We start from the raw sequence: 19,266 nt of genomic DNA, 5'->3' as shown, positions 1-19,266 counted from the left end.
CCTCAGTTGCCGGTGCGGCGCGGTTGCAGCGCACCAAATTCATGGGCTAGCAGCGCCTCGCCATGCTCAAGCACGTAGTAGCGGAAGGCCTCGGCCACCGGCGACAGGGTGCGGCTCTGCACATGCACCAGGTTCCAGCTGCGCACGATCGGCGTGCCTTCCACCTCGATGACCGCGATGCGGCCGGCGTCCAGCTCCAGCCCCAGCGTGTGCAGCGACAGCACGCTGAGCCCGATGCCGGCCATGACCGCCTGCTTGATGACCTCGTTGCCGGCCACTTCCATCGCCACGTTGGGCGTGAAGCGCGCCTCCTCGAAGAAATGCTCCATCGCCGCGCGCGTGCCCGAGCCGCGCTCGCGCACGATGAAGTTGTAGGGCGCCAGCGCATGCACCGGCGGATGACCGACGTTGAGCGACGGATGATCTGGCGGCGCAACAAAAACATGCGGATGCGCGGCGAAGGGCTCGGCGCGCGTCGCCACCTCCTTGGGCGGCCGGCCCATGATGGCCAGCTCGACCTCGTTGCGCGTCATCATCGCCATCAGCTGCTCGCGGTTGCCGACGCTGATGCGCACTTCCACGCCCGGATGCTCGCGCGTGAAATCGGCCAGCAGGCGCGGCACGAAATGGCTCGCCGTGCTCACCATGCCGATGTGCAGCAGACCCACGTCGATGCGCTGCAAGCGCGCCAGCAAGTCCTCGGCGTCGCGCAGCGTGCCGAGCAGTTTGCGGGCGTAGACCAGCACGTATTCGCCCACGGTCGTGAGCGACACGGTGCGGCCGCTGCGGTCGAACAGCGGCATGCCGACGTTCTCTTCCAGCTCCTTCACCTGCATCGACACCGCCGGCGGCGTGAGATGCAGCTCCTCGGCGGCGCGCGCAAAGCTCAGATGCCGCGCCACCTCGTTGAACACGCGCAGTTGGCGGAAGGTGACGTTCTTCATCGGCGATTGGCGGATTGATTCATCAGCCAAAGCTTACGTCAGCGGTAAGCAAGTTTGACTTTTCCTGAACGGATGTCACGCCGAGACTTCCTCTCAACGAACGACAACCACCGCTCGACGAGAGGAGACAGCATGAACACTGCCGTGGACCAAGGCGTCATCACCGACGCGAAGAAGCGCTACAGCGCCGGTGTCCTGAAGTACCGCCAGATGGGCTACTGGGATGCCGACTACGTGCCGAAGGACACCGACACGCTGTGCCTGTTCCGCATCACGCCGCAGGATGGCGTCGATCCGATCGAGGCCGCCGCAGCGGTCGCCGGCGAATCGAGCACCGCCACCTGGACCGTCGTCTGGACCGACCGCCTGACCGCCTGCGACAGCTACCGCGCCAAGGCCTACAAGGTCGAGCCGGTGCCCAACAATCCCGGCCAGTACTTCGCCTGGGTCGCCTACGACATCATCCTGTTCGAGGAAGGCTCGATCGCCAACATGACGGCGAGCCTGATCGGCAACGTGTTCAGCTTCAAGCCGCTCAAGGCCGCGCGGCTCGAAGACATCCGCATCCCGGTTGCCTACGTCAAGACCTTCAAGGGCCCGCCGACCGGCCTGGTGGTCGAACGCGAACGGCTCGACAAGTTCGGCCGTCCGCTGCTCGGCGCCACCACCAAGCCCAAGCTCGGCCTGAGCGGTCGCAACTACGGCCGCGTGGTGTACGAAGGCCTCAAGGGCGGCCTCGACTTCATGAAGGACGACGAGAACATCAACTCGCAGCCGTTCATGCACTGGCGCGACCGCTTCCTGTACGTGATGGACGCGGTCAACAAGGCCAGCGCCGCCACGGGCGAGGTGAAGGGCTCGTACCTCAACATCACCGGCGCGACGATGGAAGACATGTACGAGCGCGCCGAATTCGCCAAGGAACTCGGCTCGGTCGTGATCATGGTCGACCTCGTGATCGGCTGGACCGCGATCCAGAGCATGGCCAACTGGTGCCGCAAGAACGACATGATCATGCACATGCACCGTGCCGGTCATGGCACCTACACCCGGCAGAAGAGCCACGGCGTGAGCTTCCGCGTGATTGCCAAGTGGCTGCGCCTGGCCGGCTGCGATCACCTTCACACCGGCACGGCGGTCGGCAAGCTCGAAGGCGACCCGATGACGGTGCAGGGCTACTACAACGTCTGCCGCGACTCGTTCACCAAGCAGGATCTGCCGCGCGGTCTGTACTTCGACCAGGACTGGGCCGACCTCAAGAAGATCATGCCGGTCGCCTCGGGCGGCATTCATGCAGGGCAAATGCATCAATTGATCGACCTGTTCGGCGACGACGTGATTCTCCAGTTCGGCGGCGGCACGATCGGCCATCCGCAGGGCATCCAGGCCGGCGCGACCGCCAACCGCGTGGCGCTCGAAGTCATGGTCAAGGCGCGCAACGAAGGCCGCGACATCAAGAACGAAGGCCCGGAAATCCTCCGCGCCGCCGCGCAATGGTGTTCGCCGCTCAAGCAGGCGCTCGATACCTGGGGCGAGATCAGCTTCAACTACACGTCCACCGACACCAGCGATTACGCCGTGACGCCGAGCGTGGCCTGAACGACGCCCGAGCCCGCCGCGACCGCCACGCCATCGGCCATGCGAGCCGCGCGGGCAGCCCACCGAATCCGAGGAGACACGACCATGATGACCAACCCGACCGGCCGCCTCACGCAAGGCCAGTTCAGCTTTCTGCCCGACCTGACCGACGAGGAAATCTCGGCCCAGATCGAATACGGCCTTGAGAAGGGCTATGCCTGGAGCGTCGAGTACACCGACGATCCGCACCCGCGCAACACCTACTGGGAAATGTTCGGCCACCCGATGTTCGATCTGCATGACGCCGCCGGCGTGATGCTGGAACTGAAGGCCTGCCGCGAAACCTTCCCGAGCCACTACATCCGCATGATGGCCTTCGACTCCACGCGCAACGTCGAGACGATCACGATGAGCTTCATCGTCAATCGTCCGGCGGTCGAGCCCGGCTTCCAGCTCGAACGCATGGACACGGTCGGCCGCACGATGCGCTACTCGGTGCGCTCCTACGCCACCAACCAGCCCGAACGCGAGCGCTACGGCGCCAAGGGCTGACGCGCGGACGGCGCGGCACCGCCCGCGCAGGCGCCGGCCCCGGCACTGCCCGACGCCTGCGCGGCCTCCCTCGCGCTGACCGGCGGCGTTCCCTCCGCCTCCGGCCCGCGCAGCGGCGCCGCACCGTCCGCCTCCGTCAGGCCTGACCGTTTCTGCGAGCCCGATCGCGGCTGGCTGCATTGCCTCGCGGCCCAGCCCCGCGCGCCCGCAGTTTTTCCTTCCGCACCGCCCTTCGCCCGCTCCTGCCGGGCGTCGTGGCGGAGCCCTTGCCGGATGAAACGCCATGTCGAAGTTCCGCATCGCCCCCAGCCTGCTGTCGGCCGATTTCGCCCGTCTCGGCGATGAGACCCGCGAAGTCATCGCGGCCGGCGCCGACTGGATCCATTTCGACGTGATGGACAACCATTACGTCCCCAATCTCACCGTGGGCCCGATGGTCTGCGAGGCGCTCAAGCGCCACACCCGGCGCGCCGACGGCAGCTCGGCGCCGATGGATGTGCATCTGATGACCACGCCGGTCGATTCGCTCGCGGCAGCGTTTGCAGCCGCCGGCGCCGACTACATCAGCTTCCATCCCGAGGCCACCCAGCATGTGGACCGCACGCTGCAATCGATCCGCGCGGCGGGCTGCAAGGCCGGGCTGGCCTTCAATCCCGGCTCGCCGCTCGACCTGCTGGAATGGGTGGTCGAGAAGGTCGATCTGGTGCTCATCATGAGCGTCAATCCGGGCTTCGGCGGCCAGAGCTTCATCGATGCATCGCTGCGCAAGATCGAACGCGCGCGCCGCATCGTCGAGGCCAGCGGCCGCAGCATCCGCATCGAGGTCGACGGCGGCATCACGGCCGAGAACATCGGCCGCGCGGCCAGCGCCGGCGCCGACACCTTCGTGGCGGGTTCGGCGATCTTCAAGCCGGCCGACCGCTTCGAGGCGATCCGCCAGCTGCGCAATGCGCTCGCGCCCTTCGACAGCCAGCCCCAGCCGCTCGGCGACGACACCATCTCGCTGCCGGCGGCCGGCCCGCGCCAGCTGGTGGGGAGCCTTGCATGAATGCGCGCACCGACCTGCCCTACGGCACCGCGCCCTTCCTGCAGGCCACGCGCAATACCGCTGCGGCCGGCGCCGCCCAGCCGGCCACGGCCGCAGCGAAGCCGGCCGCCGCCGAGCCGGCCGCGCAACCCGCGCCGCCCAACACCGTGGCCGGCGTGCTCGCCGAGACCCGCATCGAGGACACGCTCGACGAACTCGACCGCGACCTCGTCGGCCTGGTGCCGGTCAAGACCCGCGTGCGCGAGATCGCCGCGCTGCTCGTCATCGACCGGCTGCGCCGCAACCTCGGGCTGGAGGCCGAAACGCCGTCGCTGCACATGTGCTTTACCGGCAACCCCGGCACCGGCAAGACCACGGTGGCGATGCGCATGGCCGAAATCCTTCATCGCCTCGGCCATGTGCGGAAGGGTCATCTGGTGGCGGTGACGCGCGACGACCTCGTGGGCCAGTACATCGGCCACACCGCGCCCAAGACCAAGGAAATCCTCAAGAAGGCGATGGGCGGCGTGCTGTTCATCGACGAGGCCTACTACCTGTACCGGCCCGAGAACGAGCGCGACTACGGCCAAGAGGCCATCGAAATACTGCTTCAGGTGATGGAGAACAACCGCGACGACCTGGTGGTGATCCTGGCCGGCTATGCCGACCGCATGAACACCTTCTTCGAGAGCAATCCGGGCATGTCGTCGCGCATCGCGCATCACCTCGACTTTCCCGACTACGGCCGCGACGAGCTGCTGACCATCGGCGAAACCATGCTGTCGCAGCGGCACTACCGCTTCGACGACGGCGCGCGCGAAGCCTTCTCGCGCTATCTCGACAAGCGCATCGGCCAGCCGCATTTCGCCAATGCCCGCAGCGTGCGCAATGCGCTCGACCGGGCCCGGCTGCGCCAGGCCGGCCGGCTGTTTGCCGACCGCGACCGCGTACTCAGCGCGGACGACCTCACCACGCTCACCGCCGCCGATGTGCTCGCCAGCCGCGTTTTCGCGGGCGACGCCGGCAGCGCTGCGGCCAACGAATTCGACGACAACCAGAGGGAAACAGCATGAGCGACGAACTGAAGGACTGGCTCGACCGGCATGGCGGCGACAGCGGCCTGACCGAGACCGTGCTGGCGATTGCCGGCGGCTGCCAGCTGATCGCCGAGGCCACGCGGCAAGGTCCGCTGATCGGCCTGGTGGGCAGCGCCGGCAGCAGCAATGTGCAGGGCGAGACGCAACAGCGGCTCGACGTCTACACCAACGAGCTGCTGTCGACCGCGATGGAAGGCTGCCGCAGCGTGGCCGGCTATGCGAGCGAGGAGCTGGAAGAAGCCATCGTCTCGGCGCGCCATTCGTCGGACGGCTGGCATCTGGTGCTGTTCGATCCGCTCGACGGCTCCAGCAACATCGACGCCAACATCTCGATCGGCACGATCTTCTCGGTGCTGCCGCATCCCGAGCCAGGTCGCGAACCGGCGGCCGACGACTTTCTGCAAGCCGGTCGCAACCAGCTCGCCGCCGGCTATGCGGTGTACGGCCCGGCCACGGCGCTGGTGGTGGCGGTCGCGGGGCGCGCAGCCAGCTTCACGCTCAACCCGGCCGACGGCGAATGGGTGCTGACGCGCGACGAGATCCGCGTGCCGACCGCCACCCGCGAGTTCGCGATCAACGCGTCGAACGAACGCTTCTGGGAAGCGCCGGTGCAGCGCTATGTGGCCGAGTGCGTGGCCGGTGTCGAAGGCCCGCGCAGCCGCGACTTCAACATGCGCTGGGTCGCCAGCATGGTCGCCGAGGCGCACCGGATCATCACGCGCGGCGGCGTCTTCCTCTATCCGCGCGACAACAAGGAACCGCGCAAGGCCGGCCGGCTGCGCCTGATGTACGAGGCCAATCCGGTCGCCTTCGTGATGGCCCAGGCCGGCGCGCATGCGGTGACCGGCTGCCATCCCATCCTCGACGTGAAGCCCGACGGCCTGCATCAGCGCGTGCCGCTCATCTTCGGCTCGGCGGAGGAAGTGGCGCGCATCGTCGACTACCACGCCGACACCAGCGCCAACGTGTCGCTGCAACTCTTCAAGACCCGATCGCTGTACGTGAACGCGCACGCCTGAAGGCGCGGCACGGAGGAGACAAGAACATGAGCAAGAAGCATCCGATCATCGTCGTGACCGGCTCCAGCGGCGCGGGCACCACCACCGTCAAGCGCACCTTCGACAACATCTTTCGCCGCGAGGGCGTGAAGGCCGCCGTGGTCGAGGGCGACGCCTTCCACCGCTACGGCCGCGTGGAAATGAAGGCCGAGGTCGCCAAGGCCGAAGCCGAGCACCGGCCGTTCAGCCACTTCGGCCCGGACGGCAATGTGTGGGATGAGCTGGAGCGCCAGTTCGCCGCCTTTGGCCGCACCGGCCGCGCCCAGACCCGCTACTACCTGCACAACGACAACGAGGCCGCGCCCTACAACCAGCCGGCCGGCACCTTCACCGGCTGGATCGACACGCCAGCCGATGCCGACCTGCTGTTCTACGAAGGCCTGCACGGCTGCGTGAAGACCGAGACCGTCGATCTGGCGCGCCATGTGGACCTGAAGATCGGCGTGGTGCCGATCATCAACCTGGAGTGGATCCAGAAGCTGCACCGCGACCAGAAGGAACGCGGCTACAGCACCGAGGCGGTGACCGACACCATCCTGCGCCGCATGCACGACTACGTGCATTACGTCTGCCCGCAGTTCGCCGAGACCGACATCAACTTTCAGCGCGTGCCGGTGGTCGATACGTCCAACCCGTTCATTGCGCGCGACATCCCGACGGCGGGCGAAAGCATGACCGTCATCCGCTTCAAGAATCCGCGCGGCATCGACTTTCCCTATCTGCTGTCGATGATCGACGGCTCCTTCATGAGCCGGGCCAACACCATCGTCGTGCCCGGCGGAAAGATGGAGATTGCGATGCAGCTGATCCTGACCCCGATGATCCTGCGGCTCATGGAAATCCGCCGCGCCCAGCTTTCGTGAAGGACGAGCGATGACCTCCACCTCCAGCGGCTTCGGCCATTCGGGCTGTCACTTCGCGGCGTCGGCCGATGCGGCGACCGGCGGCAGCGTGACCCAGTTGCGCTTCACCAAGGATGCACCGGCAGTGCGGGTTCATCGCCCGTCGCGGCTCGATGCGAAGACCATGGCCGGCGCGATCCGCGCGCTCGCCATGGACGCGGTGCAGAAGGCCAAGTCGGGCCACCCCGGCGCGCCGATGGGCATGGCCGAGATGGCCGTCGCGCTCTGGGACCGGCATCTGCAACACAACCCGGCCAATCCGCACTGGCCCGACCGCGACCGCTTCGTGCTGAGCAACGGCCATGCGTCGATGCTGATGTATTCGCTGCTGCACCTGACCGGCTACGACCTGCCGCTCGACGAGCTGAAGCAGTTCCGCCAGCTGCACAGCCGCACCGCCGGCCATCCCGAATACGGCATCACGCCCGGCGTGGAAACCACCACCGGCCCGCTCGGCCAGGGGCTGGCCAATGCGGTCGGCATGGCGCTGGCCGAAAAGCTGATGGCCGACGAATTCAACCGGCCCGGCCACACGGTCGTCGATCACCGCACCTACGTCTTCCTCGGCGACGGCTGCCTGATGGAAGGCATCAGTCATGAAGCCTGCTCGCTCGCCGGCGCGCTCGGCCTGGGCAAGCTGGTCGCGCTCTATGACGACAACGGCATCAGCATCGACGGCAAGGTCACGCCCTGGTTCGACGACGACACGCCGGCGCGCTTTCGCGCCTATGGCTGGGAGGTGATCGGCCCGGTCGACGGCCAGGATGCGGATGCGGTCGATGCGGCCCTCGTCGCCGCGCGCGCCGATGCCTCGAAGCCGACGCTCATCGTCTGCCGCACCGCGATTGGCGCCGGCTCGCCCAACCGCTCGGGCAGCGCCAAGGCCCACGGCGAACCGCTCGGCGACGAGGAAATCCGCCTGACGCGCGAAGCCATCGGCTGGCCGCATGCGCCGTTCGACATCCCGGCCGAGGTGCGCGCCGCCTGGGATGCGCGCGAGCACGGCGCGGTGGCCGAAGCCGACTGGCAGGCGCGCTTCGCGCTGTACGAGGCCGCCCATCCCGAGCTGGCGGCCGAGTTCCGCCGCCGCATCGCCGGCAAGCTGCCCGAGGACTTCCGCGAGACGGCATTCAAGCTGCTCGCGCAATCGGCGCAAAGCGATGCGGCGGTCGCCACGCGCAAGGCGTCGCAGATCGCGCTCGCCACGCTCGGCCCCGCGCTGCCCGAACTGCTCGGCGGATCGGCCGACCTGACCGGCTCGGTGCTGACCGACTTTCCGGGCTGCGGCGCGGTGCGCAAGGGTCAGCCGGGCGGGCGGCATGTGAACTACGGCGTGCGCGAATTCGCGATGGCGGCGGTGATGAACGGCATCGCGCTGCACGGCGGCCACATCCCCTACGCCGGCACCTTCCTCGCGTTTGCCGACTATTCGCGCAATGCCATCCGCATGGCGGCGCTGATGAAGATTCGCGTCGTCCACATCTTCACGCACGATTCCATCGGCCTCGGCGAGGACGGCCCGACGCATCAGCCGGTCGAGCATGCGCTGGCGCTGCGCGCGATTCCGGGTCTGGACGTGTGGCGGCCCTGCGATCAGGCCGAGACCAGCGGCGCCTGGATCACCGCGCTCCAGCAGTCCGACCGGCCGAGCGCGCTGCTGCTGTCGCGCCAGGCGCTGCCGGCCTGCTCGCGCTCGCCCGAGCAGGTGGTGGAGATTTCGCGCGGCGGCTATGTGCTGAGCGAAGCCGGCAAGCCGACGCCCGATGCCATCGTCATCGCCACCGGCTCGGAAGTGAAGCTGGCGCTCGAAGCGCAACGCGCACTCGCCGCCGAAGGCATTGCGCTGCGCGTGGTGTCGATGCCGAGCACCAGCGTGTTCGACCGCCAGCCGCCCGAGTGGCGCCGCAGCGTGCTGCCGGCCGACGTGCCCAAGCTCGCCATCGAGGCCGGCATCACGCTCGGCTGGTGGAAGTACGTGGGCCTCGACGGCGCGGTGATCGGCCTCGACCGCTTCGGCGATTCGGCGCCGGCCGAGGCGCTGTACGAAGCCTTCGGCATCACCGCCCGCGCCGTGGCCGACGGCGTGCGCGGGCTGCTGCAACAGCGCGCCGGAGCGGCGGCATGAAGAAGCTCGTCACCTTCGACCTGGACGGCACGCTGGTGCAGAGCGCCGGCGAAATCGCCGCCGCCTGCAATCTCACGCTGCGCGAGCTGAACCTGCCGCAGCAGCCCGAGGCGCTCATCACCGCGATGATCGGCCACGGCACCAGCGAGCTGTTGCTGCAACTGCTGGCCCAGGCCCGGCCCTGGCTCGGCCGCAGCGGCATCGCCGACTGGCATCGCCATGTGCTGCCACTGTTCCAGGTGAACTACCGGCTCACCTGCGGCACGAGCGCCACGCTCTACCCGGGCGCGCTGGAGGCGCTGGCGCTGCTGGATGCGGCCGGCGTCAAGCTGGCGCTGGTCACCAACAAGGAGGAGCGCTATGCCCGCGTGCTGCTGCGCGCGCTGGCGCTCGAAGGCCGCTTTGCCATCGTGATCGGCGGCGACAGCCTGCCGCGCCGCAAGCCCGATGCGCTGCCGATCGACTACTGCCTGCGCCAGTTCGGCATCGCGCCCAAAGACGCGGCGCATGTCGGCGACTCGTTCATCGACGTGGAAACCGCGCGCGCCGCCGGCGTGGCGGCCTGGGTGCTGCCGCATGGCTACAACCGTGGCCGCGACATCGCCGAGGCCAAGCCCGACCGCGTGTTCCACAACCTGCTCGACATCGCCCATCACGTACTGGCCGAGCGCTGCACCGCGCTTGCCGCCTGAACCGGCACTGCGCCGGCGGCCCGCAAGCCGGCGCCGGCGCGCCCTCGCATAACCCGCATTTCCGGTGCCGCTTTGGCGGCGCTCATCACATCCAGGAGACAAGCATGGCTCTCGTGTCATTGCGCCAGGTGCTCGACCACGCCGCCGAGTTCGGCTACGGCGTGCCGGCCTTCAACGTGAACAACCTCGAACAGATCCACGCCATCATGGAAGCCGCGCAGGAGACCGACAGCCCGGTCATCCTGCAGGCCAGCGCCGGCGCGCGCCAGTACGCGGGCGAGCCTTACCTGCGCCACATGGTGCTGGCCGCCGCCGAGATGCATCCCGACATTCCCATCGTGCTGCACCAGGATCACGGCGCCACGCCGGCCGTGTGCCAGCAGTCGATCCGCTCGGGCTTTACCAGCGTGATGATGGACGGCTCGCTGCGCGAGGACGCCAAGACGCCGGCCGACTACGACTACAACCTGCGCGTCACGCGGCTGGTCAGCGACTTTGCGCATGCGGTCGGCGTGTCGGTCGAAGGCGAACTCGGCTGCCTCGGCTCGCTCGAAACCGGCGAGGCCGGCGAGGAAGACGGTGTGGGCGCGGTCGGCAAGCTCGACCATTCGCAGCTGCTCACCGATCCCGATCAGGCGCGCGATTTCGTCGAGCGCACCGGCGTCGATGCGCTCGCCATCGCCATCGGCACCAGCCACGGCGCCTACAAGTTCACGCGCCAGCCCACGGGGGACATCCTCGCCATCGACCGCATCGCGGCCATTCATGCCGCCGTGCCCGACACGCATCTGGTGATGCACGGCAGCTCCAGCGTGCCGCAGGAATGGCTCGCGATCATCCGCGCCAACGGTGGCGAGATTGCCGAGACCTATGGCGTGCCGGTCGAGGAAATCATCCGCGGCATCAAGAGCGGCGTGCGCAAGGTGAACATCGATACCGACATCCGGCTGGCGATGACCGGCGCGATGCGCCAGCTGCTGAACGAGAAGCGCAGCGAGTTCGATCCGCGCAAGGCGCTGGCCGCCGCCAAGAAGGCCGCGCGCGGCATCTGCAAGCAGCGCTTCGAGGCGTTTGGCTGCGCCGGTCAGGCGTCGCGCATCAAGCCGCTGTCGCTCGACCGCATGGCCGAGCGCTATGCGGTGCGCGGCTTCGATTTGAAGGCAGTGGTCGCGGCCTGAGGCCCGATCCGGCGCGCGCCCGACCCTGCCGTGCGCAGGGTCGGAGCGTGCGGCGCGCCGCCCGGCAGAAGCGGCGCGCCGTCTGCCTCTTTTGTTGGCGACGCTGGCACGGCGCGTGCGATAGCGCCCCGGCCGCGCCGCCGGCGCACCGTTTCGATGCCGCCTTGCGCGACGCGCGGCCAAGCCAATCCCCGCCCCGCCGCCCGCGCCCCACCCGGGCCTGCGCGGCTCGACCTCATCAGGAAAATCCCATGCTCAAGGCTCTGATCTTCGATGTGGACGGCACCCTCGCCGAGACCGAACGCGACGGACATCGCGTGGCCTTCAACGCGGCCTTCCGCGACGTGGGCCTGGACTGGGAATGGGACGAGCAGCTTTACGGCGAGCTGCTGCGCGTGCCCGGCGGGCGCGAGCGCATCCGGCATTACATCGAGCACTACGCGCCGCCGATCGAGTGCGAGTTCGGCGAGATCCGCTCGATCGACCGGCTGATCGCCGACATCCACGGCACCAAGACCGCGCATTACGCCGGGCTGGTGGCGGGCGGCCAGATCAAGCTGCGCCCGCCGGTGGCCGAGCTGCTGCGCGCCGCGCGCCGCGCCGGCCTGCGCGTGGCCATCGCCACCACCACCACGCGCTCCAACGTCACCACGCTGCTGGAGCAGCTGATGCCGAAGGCGCGCGATGCGTTCTCGCCCATCGTCACCGCCGACGAGGTCGCCGCCAAGAAGCCGAATCCGGCGGTCTATCTCGAAGCGCTCGCGCGCCTCGGTCTCGACGCCGACGAAGTGATGGCGGTGGAGGACAGCGAAGCCGGCGTGCGCGCCGCGCTGGCCGCCGGACTGCGCGTGCTGCACACGCCGAGCGCCTACTTCCCGCAGCGCGTCGACGGCGTGACCGCGCGACTGGCCGGCTGCGGCCCGAATGACGACGCGGCCGATTGCCTGGTGGTGGCCGGGCTGGCCGAGCTGCGCGCGGTGGAACAGGCGATCGCGGCCTGAAGCCCCGGCGCCGGGCGGGCGCAACCCCGCCCGAACCCCAAAAGAAGCTTGGCAAAACACTCGGTTACCGGCCCTATGGCGGGCTGCCCGAGGGCTCAGGGTTGACTGCAAGCCAACGTCGCTCGCGCCAGTGCGAGCGACAGGCGCCAGAAACCCGCGCCGACCGCCACGGTCGGCTCCGCCAAGCCAAACCCGGGCCCTCAACCACCATGAATCTTCTCGCCAGCCTGAGCATCGCCAAGCGGCTCTATCTCGTCTCGTTTGCGCTGATTGCAGCGCTGACCGGCCTAGCCTTCGCCTCCTGGGCCCAGCTCAGCCGCGTCGGCGAGCTGGCTCAGCGCACCGCCGCCGTGCGCGTGCTGCAACTCGAACGCATCGCCAGCACCGAACTGTGCGTCACCCAGGTGCTGCTCCAGATCCGCCAGGCCATGCTGGTGAAGACGCCGCAGGACGTGGCCGCCGCCTCGGCCGACATTTCCGCCAAGCGGAAGCAGATTTCAAAGAACGATGACGACTTCCTCGCCGACCTGCCGACGGCCCAGGAGAAGGAATCGTTCCGCCAGCTCTGGCTCCAGCTCCAGTCGGTGACCTGGCCGGTGGCCGAGGAAAACATGCGACTGGTCGAGGCCGACCGCCGCAACGAGGCCTTCGAGATGCTGGCCAGCAAGACCATCCCGGCGTTCGCGCGCATGCAGGACTGGCTGGCCACGGCGCGCAAGGGCCAGAGCGAGCTGCTGACGACCGAGGTCAACGACATCGAGAAGTCGGCCACGCAGATCCGCATGCAGCTGACCGCGCTGGTCGCCGCGATCACCGTCGGCCTGATGGCCTTCTCCTGGTACCTGGCCGGCGTGCTGCGCCGCCGGGTCGCCGATTCGCAGGCGGTGGCCGAGCGGGTGCGCGACGGCAACTTCACGGTGCAGGTGGTCGATGAAGTGCGCGACGAGTTCTCGCCGCTGCTGGCCACGCTGAGCGAAATGCAAGGCTCGCTGACCGACGTGGTGGGCAGCGTGCGCCGCAATGCCGAAAGCGTGGCGACCGCCAGCCTCGAGATTGCCCAGGGCAACAGCGACCTGTCGCGCCGCACCGAAAGCCAGGCCGGCGCGCTCGAAGAAACCGCCGCCTCGATGGAAGAGCTGGGCACGACCGTCAAGCAGAACGCCGACAACGCGCGGCAAGCCAATCAGCTGGCCATGGGCGCCACCGAAGTGGCCGAAAAGGGCGGCGGCGTGGTGGCCGAAGTGGTCGAGACGATGAAGGGCATCAACGACAGCTCGAAGAAGATCGCCGACATCATCACGGTGATCGACGGCATCGCCTTCCAGACCAACATCCTGGCGCTGAATGCCGCGGTCGAAGCGGCGCGCGCCGGCGAACAGGGCCGCGGCTTTGCGGTGGTGGCGAGCGAAGTGCGCAACCTCGCGCAACGCAGTGCCGATGCCGCCAAGGAGATCAAGGGCCTCATCACCACCAGCGTCGAGCGCGTGGAACAGGGCTCGGCCCTGGTGGATCGCGCCGGCGCGACCATGAGCGAGATCGTCACCGCCATCAAGCGCGTGACCGACATCATGGGCGACATCAGCTCGGCCAGCGCCGAGCAGAGCGCCGGCGTCGAGCAGGTGGGCGAAGCGGTGCGCCAGATGGACCAGAGCACGCAGCAGAACGCCGCGCTGGTCGAGCAAAGCTCGGCCGCCGCCGAAAGCCTCAAGCAGCAGGCCGCGCAACTGGTCAGCGCGGTGGCGGTGTTCCGGCTCAGCCACAACTGATCGCAGCCGCTCCGGCCAACGAGCCCGCCTTGCGCGGGCTTGTTTTTGCGCTTCATTTCGATGATTATCGAATCATGGAAGAACAAGACGTCATCAAGGCCCTCGCGGCACTGGCCCAGCCGGTGCGACTGCGGGTGTTTCGCGCGCTGATCGTGGCCGGGCCCGAAGGGCTCACGCCCGGCGTGCTCGGCGAGCAGCTGGAGGTGGCCGCCGCCACCCTCTCCTTTCATCTCAAGGAGCTGATGAACGCCGGGCTGGTCTCGCAGGAGCGCGACGGCCGCTTTCTCATCTACCGCGCCGCCTATGCGCGCATGAACGACCTGCTCGGCTATCTCACCGCGCATTGCTGTGCCGGCCAGCCTTGCGAAACCACCACCCCGCCCGCCTGCGATTGCTGATTTCCACCAGCCCCAAGGAGCTGACCATGAAGCGCTTTCACGTTCACCTCAAGGTCGAGGACCTCGACCGCAGCATCGGCTTCTACACGCGGCTGTTCGCCGCCGAGCCGGCCCGCATCGAAGGCGACTACGCCAAGTGGATGCTGACCGATCCGCCAGTCAACTTCGCCATCTCCACCCGCGGCGCGGGCAGCGGGCTCGACCATTTCGGCATCCAGACCGACAACGCCGACGACCTGGCCGAACTCAAGTCGCGCGCCGAGGCCGCCGATCTGCCGCTGGCCGACGACGGCCTGACCACCTGCTGCTACGCCCGCAGCGAGAAGCACTGGATCACCGATCCGCAAGGCATCGCCTGGGAGCATTTCCATACGCTGGACAGCATTCCCGTCTTCCGCGAAGACGCCGCGCCGGCCAGCGTGTGCTGCGCACCCAAGGCGCCGGCGGGCAAGCCGGTCGGCATTCCGGTGCAAGCCGCGTCTTCCTGCTGCTGAGGGCGGTCATGACCACCAGCGTTCACAACGTGCTGTTCATCTGCACCGGCAATTCGGCGCGCTCGATCCTGGCCGAGGGCATGCTCAATCACATGGGGGCCGGCCGCTTCCAGGCCTGGTCGGCCGGCAGCCATCCGCTGGCGATCCAGCAGCAGGTACGCGAGATCGGCCGGCAATGACGACCCACGTCCTCATCCTCTGCACCCACAACTCGGCGCGCAGCGTGCTCGCCGAAGGCATGCTCAATCACCTCGCGCAGGCGGGCGGGCACGACGTGCGCGCCCATAGCGCCGGCAGCGCGCCGAGCGGTCGCGTGAACCCGTTCGCGCTCGAAGCGCTCGGCAATGCCGGCGTCGATGTGAGCGGCGCCGCCAGCAAGAGCTGGGACGCCTTCACTGCGCCCGATGCGCCGGTCATGCGCATCGTCATCACCGTCTGCGACAACGCCGCCAGCGAGACCTGCCCGTTCTGGCCCGGCAGCCCGGTGCAGGTTCACTGGGGCTATCCCGATCCGTCGAATGCCGACGGCGGCGACGCCGGCAAGCGGCGCGCGTTCGAGCTGACGCGCCAGGCCATCGGCTACCGGATGCTCCAGCTGCTGCAACTGCCGCTGGACCGACTCGACGACAGCGCGCTGCGCGCCGAACTGCTGCGCATCGCGCGCAGCTGACACACCCTCCTCCGACCAGAAGAACACCGGACCGCCCATGAATGCCATTGCCCCACCCCAGGCCGCGCCCGCGCCGATGAACCTGTTCGAGCGCTGGCTCACGCTGTGGGTGGCGCTCGCCATCGTCGCCGGCGTTGCGCTCGGCCAGCTCGCGCCCGCGCCGTTCCAGGCGCTCGGCGCGATGGAGGTGGCGCGCGTCAACCTGCCGGTCGGCGTGCTGATCTGGGTGATGGTCATCCCGATGCTGATGAAGATCGACTTCGGCGCGCTCGGTCAGGTGCGCCGGCACTGGCGCGGCATCGGCGTGACGCTGCTGGTCAACTGGGCCGTCAAGCCGTTCTCGATGGCGCTGCTCGGCGCGGTGTTCATCCACGGGCTGTTCGCCCGCTGGCTGCCGGCCGACCAGCTCGACAGCTATGTGGCCGGGCTGATCCTGCTGGCCGCCGCGCCCTGCACCGCGATGGTCTTCGTGTGGAGCCGGCTCACCGACGGCGACCCGTATTTCACGCTCTCGCAGGTGGCGCTCAACGATCTCATCATGGTGTTCGCGTTCGCGCCGCTGGTCGGGCTGCTGCTCGGGCTGTCGTCCATCGCCGTGCCTTGGGCCACGCTGCTGACCTCGGTGGGGCTGTACATCGTGGTGCCGGTGCTGCTGGCGCAGGCGGCGCGCAAGACGCTGCTGGCGCGCGGGCCGGCGGCCTTCGACGCTGCCATGGCAAGGCTCGGCCCGGCGTCGATGGCGGCGCTGCTGCTCACGCTGGTGCTGCTGTTCGCGTTTCAGGGCGAGGCCATCCTGGCCCAGCCGCTGGTGATTGCGCTGCTGGCCGTGCCCATCCTGATCCAGGTGTTCTTCAACTCGGGGCTGGCCTATCTGCTCAACCGGCTGGCCGGCGAGAAGCACAGCGTGGCCTGCCCGTCGGCGCTGATCGGCGCCAGCAATTTCTTCGAACTGGCGGTGGCGGCGGCGATCAGCCTGTTCGGCTTTCGCTCGGGCGCGGCGCTGGCCACCGTGGTCGGCGTGCTGATCGAGGTGCCGGTGATGCTGCTGGTGGTGCGGCTCGTCAACCGCTCGCGCGGCTGGTACGAGACGCGCTGCTGAAACTGCATTCGCAATTCATCTTCAAACGGAGACCGCGATGGTCACGATCTATCACAACCCCAAGTGCGGCACCTCGCGCAACACGCTGGCGCTGATCCGCAATGCCGGCATCGAGCCGACCGTCATCGAATACCTCAAGACGCCGCCGGCACGCGAGACGCTGGTGCAGCTGATCGCCGCCACCGGCAAGCCGGTGCGCGACATCATGCGCAGCAAGGAAGCAGTGTTCACCGAGCTGGGCCTCGACAATCCCGAGCTGACCGACGACGCCCTCGTCGACGCGATGCTGGCCACGCCCATCCTCATCAACCGGCCCATCGTCGTCACGCCGCTCGGCACGCGGCTGTGCCGGCCGTCCGAAGAAGTGCTCGACCTGCTGCCGGCGCCGCAGCAAGGCGCCTTCACCAAGGAAGACGGCGAGGTCGTCATCGACGCGGAGGGCCGCCGTGTCGCCCGCTGAGCACATGCGCCCCGGGCTGGCGCTGCCGGGCGGCAGCCCGGCGCCCGCGCCGGCTCCCGGCGTCGTACCCGACCTGGCCGATCTGCCCAATGTCGCGCCGGAGCTGTTCCGCCGGTCGTCGCCGGCCGATCTGGCGGTTGCGCCGCCCACGCATGCGCCGCGCATCGCCCTGCTCTACGGCTCGCTGCGCGAACGCTCGTTCAGCCGCCTGCTCACCGAGGAAGCCGCGCGCCTGCTGCAGGCGCTCGGCGCCGAGACGCGCATCTTCGATCCGCGCGGCCTGCCGCTGCCCGATGCCGAGCCCGACAGCCATCCCAAGGTGGTCGAGCTGCGCGCGCTGGCGCAATGGAGCGAAGGCATGGTCTGGTGCTCGCCCGAGCGGCATGGCGCGATGACCGCCATCCTCAAGGCGCAGATCGACTGGCTGCCGCTCAACAGCGGCGCGATCCGGCCGACGCAGGGCAAGACGCTGGCGGTGATGCAGGTGTCGGGCGGCTCGCAGTCGTTCAACGCCGTGAATCAGATGCGTGTGCTCGGCCGCTGGATGCGCATGCTGACCATTCCCAACCAGTCGTCGGTGCCCAAGGCCTTCCTCGAATTCGACGAGGCCGGCCGCATGAAGCCGTCGGCGCTCTACGACCGCGTGGTCGACGTGATGGAAGAGCTGGTGAAGTTCACGCTGCTCACGCGCCACCTGGGCGACTGGCTTGTGGACCGCTACAGCGAGCGCAAGGAAAGCGCCGAGGAGCTGTCGAAGCGCGTCAACCAGCGCGCGCTGTAAGCCCGGCTCAGTCGCTGGCGATGCGGCTCACCGCCGTGCCGTCGCGATAGCCGACGCCGGCCTCGTACTCGTTGTAGACGATGCGGAAATGCCGCTCCATGTCCTCGGGCAGCGGCAGCGTCGGCGCCAGTTGCGGCTGCTGGGCGAGCACGCCGTCGCGCTGCACCTTCCAGGCCGCCAGCAGCGCCAGCCGCGCTTCCTCGCGCGTGCGGCCGGCGCCGCGAAAGATGTATTGCACAGTCAGCATTTCGGCGACGACGAGGGTCGTGGTGGCGGTCAAGGCTCAGCTCCCGGGGCGAAGGTGGACATGCGGCGCGGCGCCATCGGCCTCGTCGTCATGGGGGTGCGGGTGGTCGTGCGGATGGTCGTGATCGTGGCCGTGGGCATGCACATGCGGATGGCCGGCTTCGACCAGCGGCACGACGTGAATGTTTCCGTGCCGCACGCCGCGCTCGGCCACGATGCGCTCGGCGCAGCCGCGCACCGCCGCCGTCGGCCCCTTGAGCAGCAGCGTCTCGATGCAGTGCTCATGGTCGAGATGGGCGTGCAGGCTGGCCACGGTGAGGTCGTGATGCTCGTGCTGGACGTTCATCAGCCGGTCGGACGCGGTGCGCTCATGGTGGTTGTAGACATAGCTCACGCTCGCCACGCATTGCGGCGCCTCGGCGCGCGCAAGCCGGTCGGCCTCGACCGCGCGCCGGATCAGGTCGCGCATGGCTTCGGAGCGGTTGCCATAGCCCTGGCGCGCGATCAGGCGGTCGAAGGCGGTGGCGAGGTCTTCGGGGAGGGAGATGGTCAGGCGGTCCATGTTTTCTCGTTGTCGTGAGAACGGCGAGTTTGCGCTGTCGGCTTGCTGGCGCGGGCGCCCCGGCGGCGGGCGGCTGACGCGGGTGGCCGCCGCTGGACGCGGCGGCTGCCCTTCGCTCCTTCGGTAGCCCGCGGGCCGGCAATCCAACTCAGCCCGACAGGCCGGGCTTCAGACAGGATTGCCTGAGCGCTGCGCGCTCACCCGCGTCTACCTCGTCGCTCGGCACCCTCGACAGCCGCCCGCCGCCGGGGCGCCCGCGCCAGCTATCTGTTCAACGGCCGATGCCGGCGCTGCGCGCCGGTATTCGAAGCTTCCGTGCGCAGGGCGCAAAACCACCACCAAACGTCGCATCCCCAACCCGGCAAGGACGTGCGCAAGACAGCCCGACCTAACCCACCTCCTCGTGCCACAGCGCAGTGCAAGGCGCCGGACGGGACTGGGGGCCGGGCGCGCCGTCGGCCGCGCCGAGCGCAGGGGCCGGACGTCGGCGAGCCGCGCAGCGGCTCAGGTCCGCATGTCTGAGCGACCCGCAAGGGTCGCGAGTTGGCGGACCGGCCGGCGTCCGGCCCCGGAGCGAGGGCAGTCGGCCGCAGGCCGACCGCGTCCGTCGGCGCGCCCGGCCCCCAGTCCCGTCCG

The 19,266-nt window shown here is 68.8% G+C and carries 20 protein-coding genes and 1 pseudogene; 18 read left to right on the top strand and 3 right to left on the bottom strand.

Translation table 11 applies throughout. The annotated features are described in order from the left end of the window. Window positions 1-2: 2 nt before the first annotated feature. Entirely contained in the window at window positions 3-944 is a 942-nt protein-coding gene (locus tag B9P64_RS18015) for a LysR family transcriptional regulator (protein WP_085317474.1), read from the bottom strand. A gap of 132 nt (window positions 945-1,076) precedes the next feature. On the opposite strand from B9P64_RS18015, the gene B9P64_RS18010 reads away from it, so the two are divergent. The 18 genes and pseudogenes from B9P64_RS18010 to arsH all read left to right on the top strand — a co-directional run bounded on the left by B9P64_RS18010 (window position 1,077) and on the right by arsH (window position 17,822). Then, window positions 1,077-2,543, top strand: a complete 1,467-nt coding sequence (locus tag B9P64_RS18010) for a form I ribulose bisphosphate carboxylase large subunit (protein WP_085317472.1) — start codon at window positions 1,077-1,079, stop codon at window positions 2,541-2,543. Between the two features lie 84 nt (window positions 2,544-2,627). Then, window positions 2,628-3,074 (top strand): ribulose bisphosphate carboxylase small subunit, encoded by a 447-nt coding sequence (locus B9P64_RS18005; protein ID WP_085317470.1) that lies wholly within the window; start codon window positions 2,628-2,630, stop codon window positions 3,072-3,074. Between the two features lie 283 nt (window positions 3,075-3,357). After that, window positions 3,358-4,122, top strand: a complete 765-nt coding sequence (gene rpe, locus B9P64_RS18000; RefSeq protein WP_085317468.1) for a ribulose-phosphate 3-epimerase — start codon at window positions 3,358-3,360, stop codon at window positions 4,120-4,122. After that, window positions 4,119-5,174 carry a CbbX protein gene (gene cbbX / locus B9P64_RS17995; RefSeq protein WP_085317466.1) on the top strand — a complete coding sequence of 352 codons (1,056 nt, stop codon included), beginning with the start codon at window positions 4,119-4,121 and terminating at the stop codon, window positions 5,172-5,174. The genes rpe and cbbX overlap by 4 nt, the downstream gene beginning before the upstream one ends. Then, on the top strand, window positions 5,171-6,217 hold the full coding sequence (locus B9P64_RS17990) for a class 1 fructose-bisphosphatase (protein ID WP_085317464.1): 1,047 nt from the start codon (window positions 5,171-5,173) through the stop codon (window positions 6,215-6,217). The genes cbbX and B9P64_RS17990 overlap by 4 nt, the downstream gene beginning before the upstream one ends. 26 nt (window positions 6,218-6,243) lie before the next feature. After that, complete coding sequence (locus tag B9P64_RS17985; RefSeq protein WP_085317462.1) at window positions 6,244-7,119, top strand: phosphoribulokinase; 876 nt, start codon at window positions 6,244-6,246, stop codon at window positions 7,117-7,119. Between the two features lie 163 nt (window positions 7,120-7,282). Beyond that, entirely contained in the window at window positions 7,283-9,283 is a 2,001-nt protein-coding gene (gene tkt / locus B9P64_RS17980; RefSeq protein ID WP_085317701.1) for a transketolase, read from the top strand. Then, on the top strand, window positions 9,280-9,975 hold the full coding sequence (locus tag B9P64_RS17975; RefSeq protein WP_085317460.1) for an HAD-IA family hydrolase: 696 nt from the start codon (window positions 9,280-9,282) through the stop codon (window positions 9,973-9,975). Before tkt ends, B9P64_RS17975 begins: the two co-directional genes overlap by 4 nt. A 104-nt stretch (window positions 9,976-10,079) precedes the next feature. Further along, window positions 10,080-11,153 (top strand): class II fructose-bisphosphate aldolase, encoded by a 1,074-nt coding sequence (fba, locus tag B9P64_RS17970; RefSeq protein WP_085317458.1) that lies wholly within the window; start codon window positions 10,080-10,082, stop codon window positions 11,151-11,153. A gap of 251 nt (window positions 11,154-11,404) precedes the next feature. Further along, entirely contained in the window at window positions 11,405-12,154 is a 750-nt protein-coding gene (locus B9P64_RS17965) for an HAD-IA family hydrolase (RefSeq protein ID WP_085317456.1), read from the top strand. A 209-nt stretch (window positions 12,155-12,363) separates the two neighbouring features. Further along, window positions 12,364-13,920, top strand: coding sequence for a methyl-accepting chemotaxis protein (locus B9P64_RS17960; protein WP_085317454.1), 1,557 nt, complete (start codon window positions 12,364-12,366; stop codon window positions 13,918-13,920). A 74-nt stretch (window positions 13,921-13,994) separates the two neighbouring features. After that, window positions 13,995-14,318, top strand: coding sequence for an ArsR/SmtB family transcription factor (locus B9P64_RS17955; protein ID WP_085317452.1), 324 nt, complete (start codon window positions 13,995-13,997; stop codon window positions 14,316-14,318). A gap of 26 nt (window positions 14,319-14,344) precedes the next feature. Next, window positions 14,345-14,812: an ArsI/CadI family heavy metal resistance metalloenzyme gene (locus B9P64_RS17950; RefSeq protein ID WP_085317450.1), complete on the top strand. Its 468-nt coding sequence runs from the start codon at window positions 14,345-14,347 to the stop codon at window positions 14,810-14,812. 8 nt (window positions 14,813-14,820) lie between these two features. Further along, window positions 14,821-14,958 (top strand): annotated as a pseudogene (locus B9P64_RS17945) (arsenate reductase/protein-tyrosine-phosphatase family protein); the annotation flags it as partial. Between the two features lie 29 nt (window positions 14,959-14,987). Further along, window positions 14,988-15,482, top strand: a complete 495-nt coding sequence (locus B9P64_RS17940) for an arsenate reductase ArsC (protein WP_085317445.1) — start codon at window positions 14,988-14,990, stop codon at window positions 15,480-15,482. Between the two features lie 37 nt (window positions 15,483-15,519). Next, a complete protein-coding gene (gene arsB / locus B9P64_RS17935) occupies window positions 15,520-16,581 on the top strand; it encodes an ACR3 family arsenite efflux transporter (RefSeq protein ID WP_085317443.1) in 1,062 nt (353 codons plus the stop codon). Between the two features lie 37 nt (window positions 16,582-16,618). Further along, the gene (gene arsC / locus B9P64_RS17930) at window positions 16,619-17,041 is read left to right on the top strand and encodes an arsenate reductase (glutaredoxin) (protein ID WP_085317442.1); all 423 of its coding nucleotides are present in this window, start codon (window positions 16,619-16,621) and stop codon (window positions 17,039-17,041) included. Continuing rightward, the gene (gene arsH / locus B9P64_RS17925) at window positions 17,028-17,822 is read left to right on the top strand and encodes an arsenical resistance protein ArsH (protein ID WP_407919691.1); all 795 of its coding nucleotides are present in this window, start codon (window positions 17,028-17,030) and stop codon (window positions 17,820-17,822) included. Before arsC ends, arsH begins: the two co-directional genes overlap by 14 nt. A 7-nt stretch (window positions 17,823-17,829) precedes the next feature. On the opposite strand, the gene B9P64_RS17920 is transcribed toward arsH, so the two are convergent. Together B9P64_RS17920 and nikR are read right to left on the bottom strand one after the other, a co-directional pair. After that, entirely contained in the window at window positions 17,830-18,102 is a 273-nt protein-coding gene (locus B9P64_RS17920) for a hypothetical protein (RefSeq protein WP_085317438.1), read from the bottom strand. A 3-nt stretch (window positions 18,103-18,105) separates the two neighbouring features. Then, window positions 18,106-18,630 carry a nickel-responsive transcriptional regulator NikR gene (gene nikR, locus B9P64_RS17915; RefSeq protein ID WP_085317436.1) on the bottom strand — a complete coding sequence of 175 codons (525 nt, stop codon included), beginning with the start codon at window positions 18,628-18,630 and terminating at the stop codon, window positions 18,106-18,108. Window positions 18,631-19,266 lie beyond the last annotated feature (636 nt).

This window comes from Derxia lacustris (assembly GCF_002105195.1).
GTDB lineage: Bacteria > Pseudomonadota > Gammaproteobacteria > Burkholderiales > Burkholderiaceae_E > Derxia > Derxia lacustris.
Note: the sequence above shows the minus strand (reverse complement) of the source record. Positions and strands in the feature narration are given on the sequence as shown.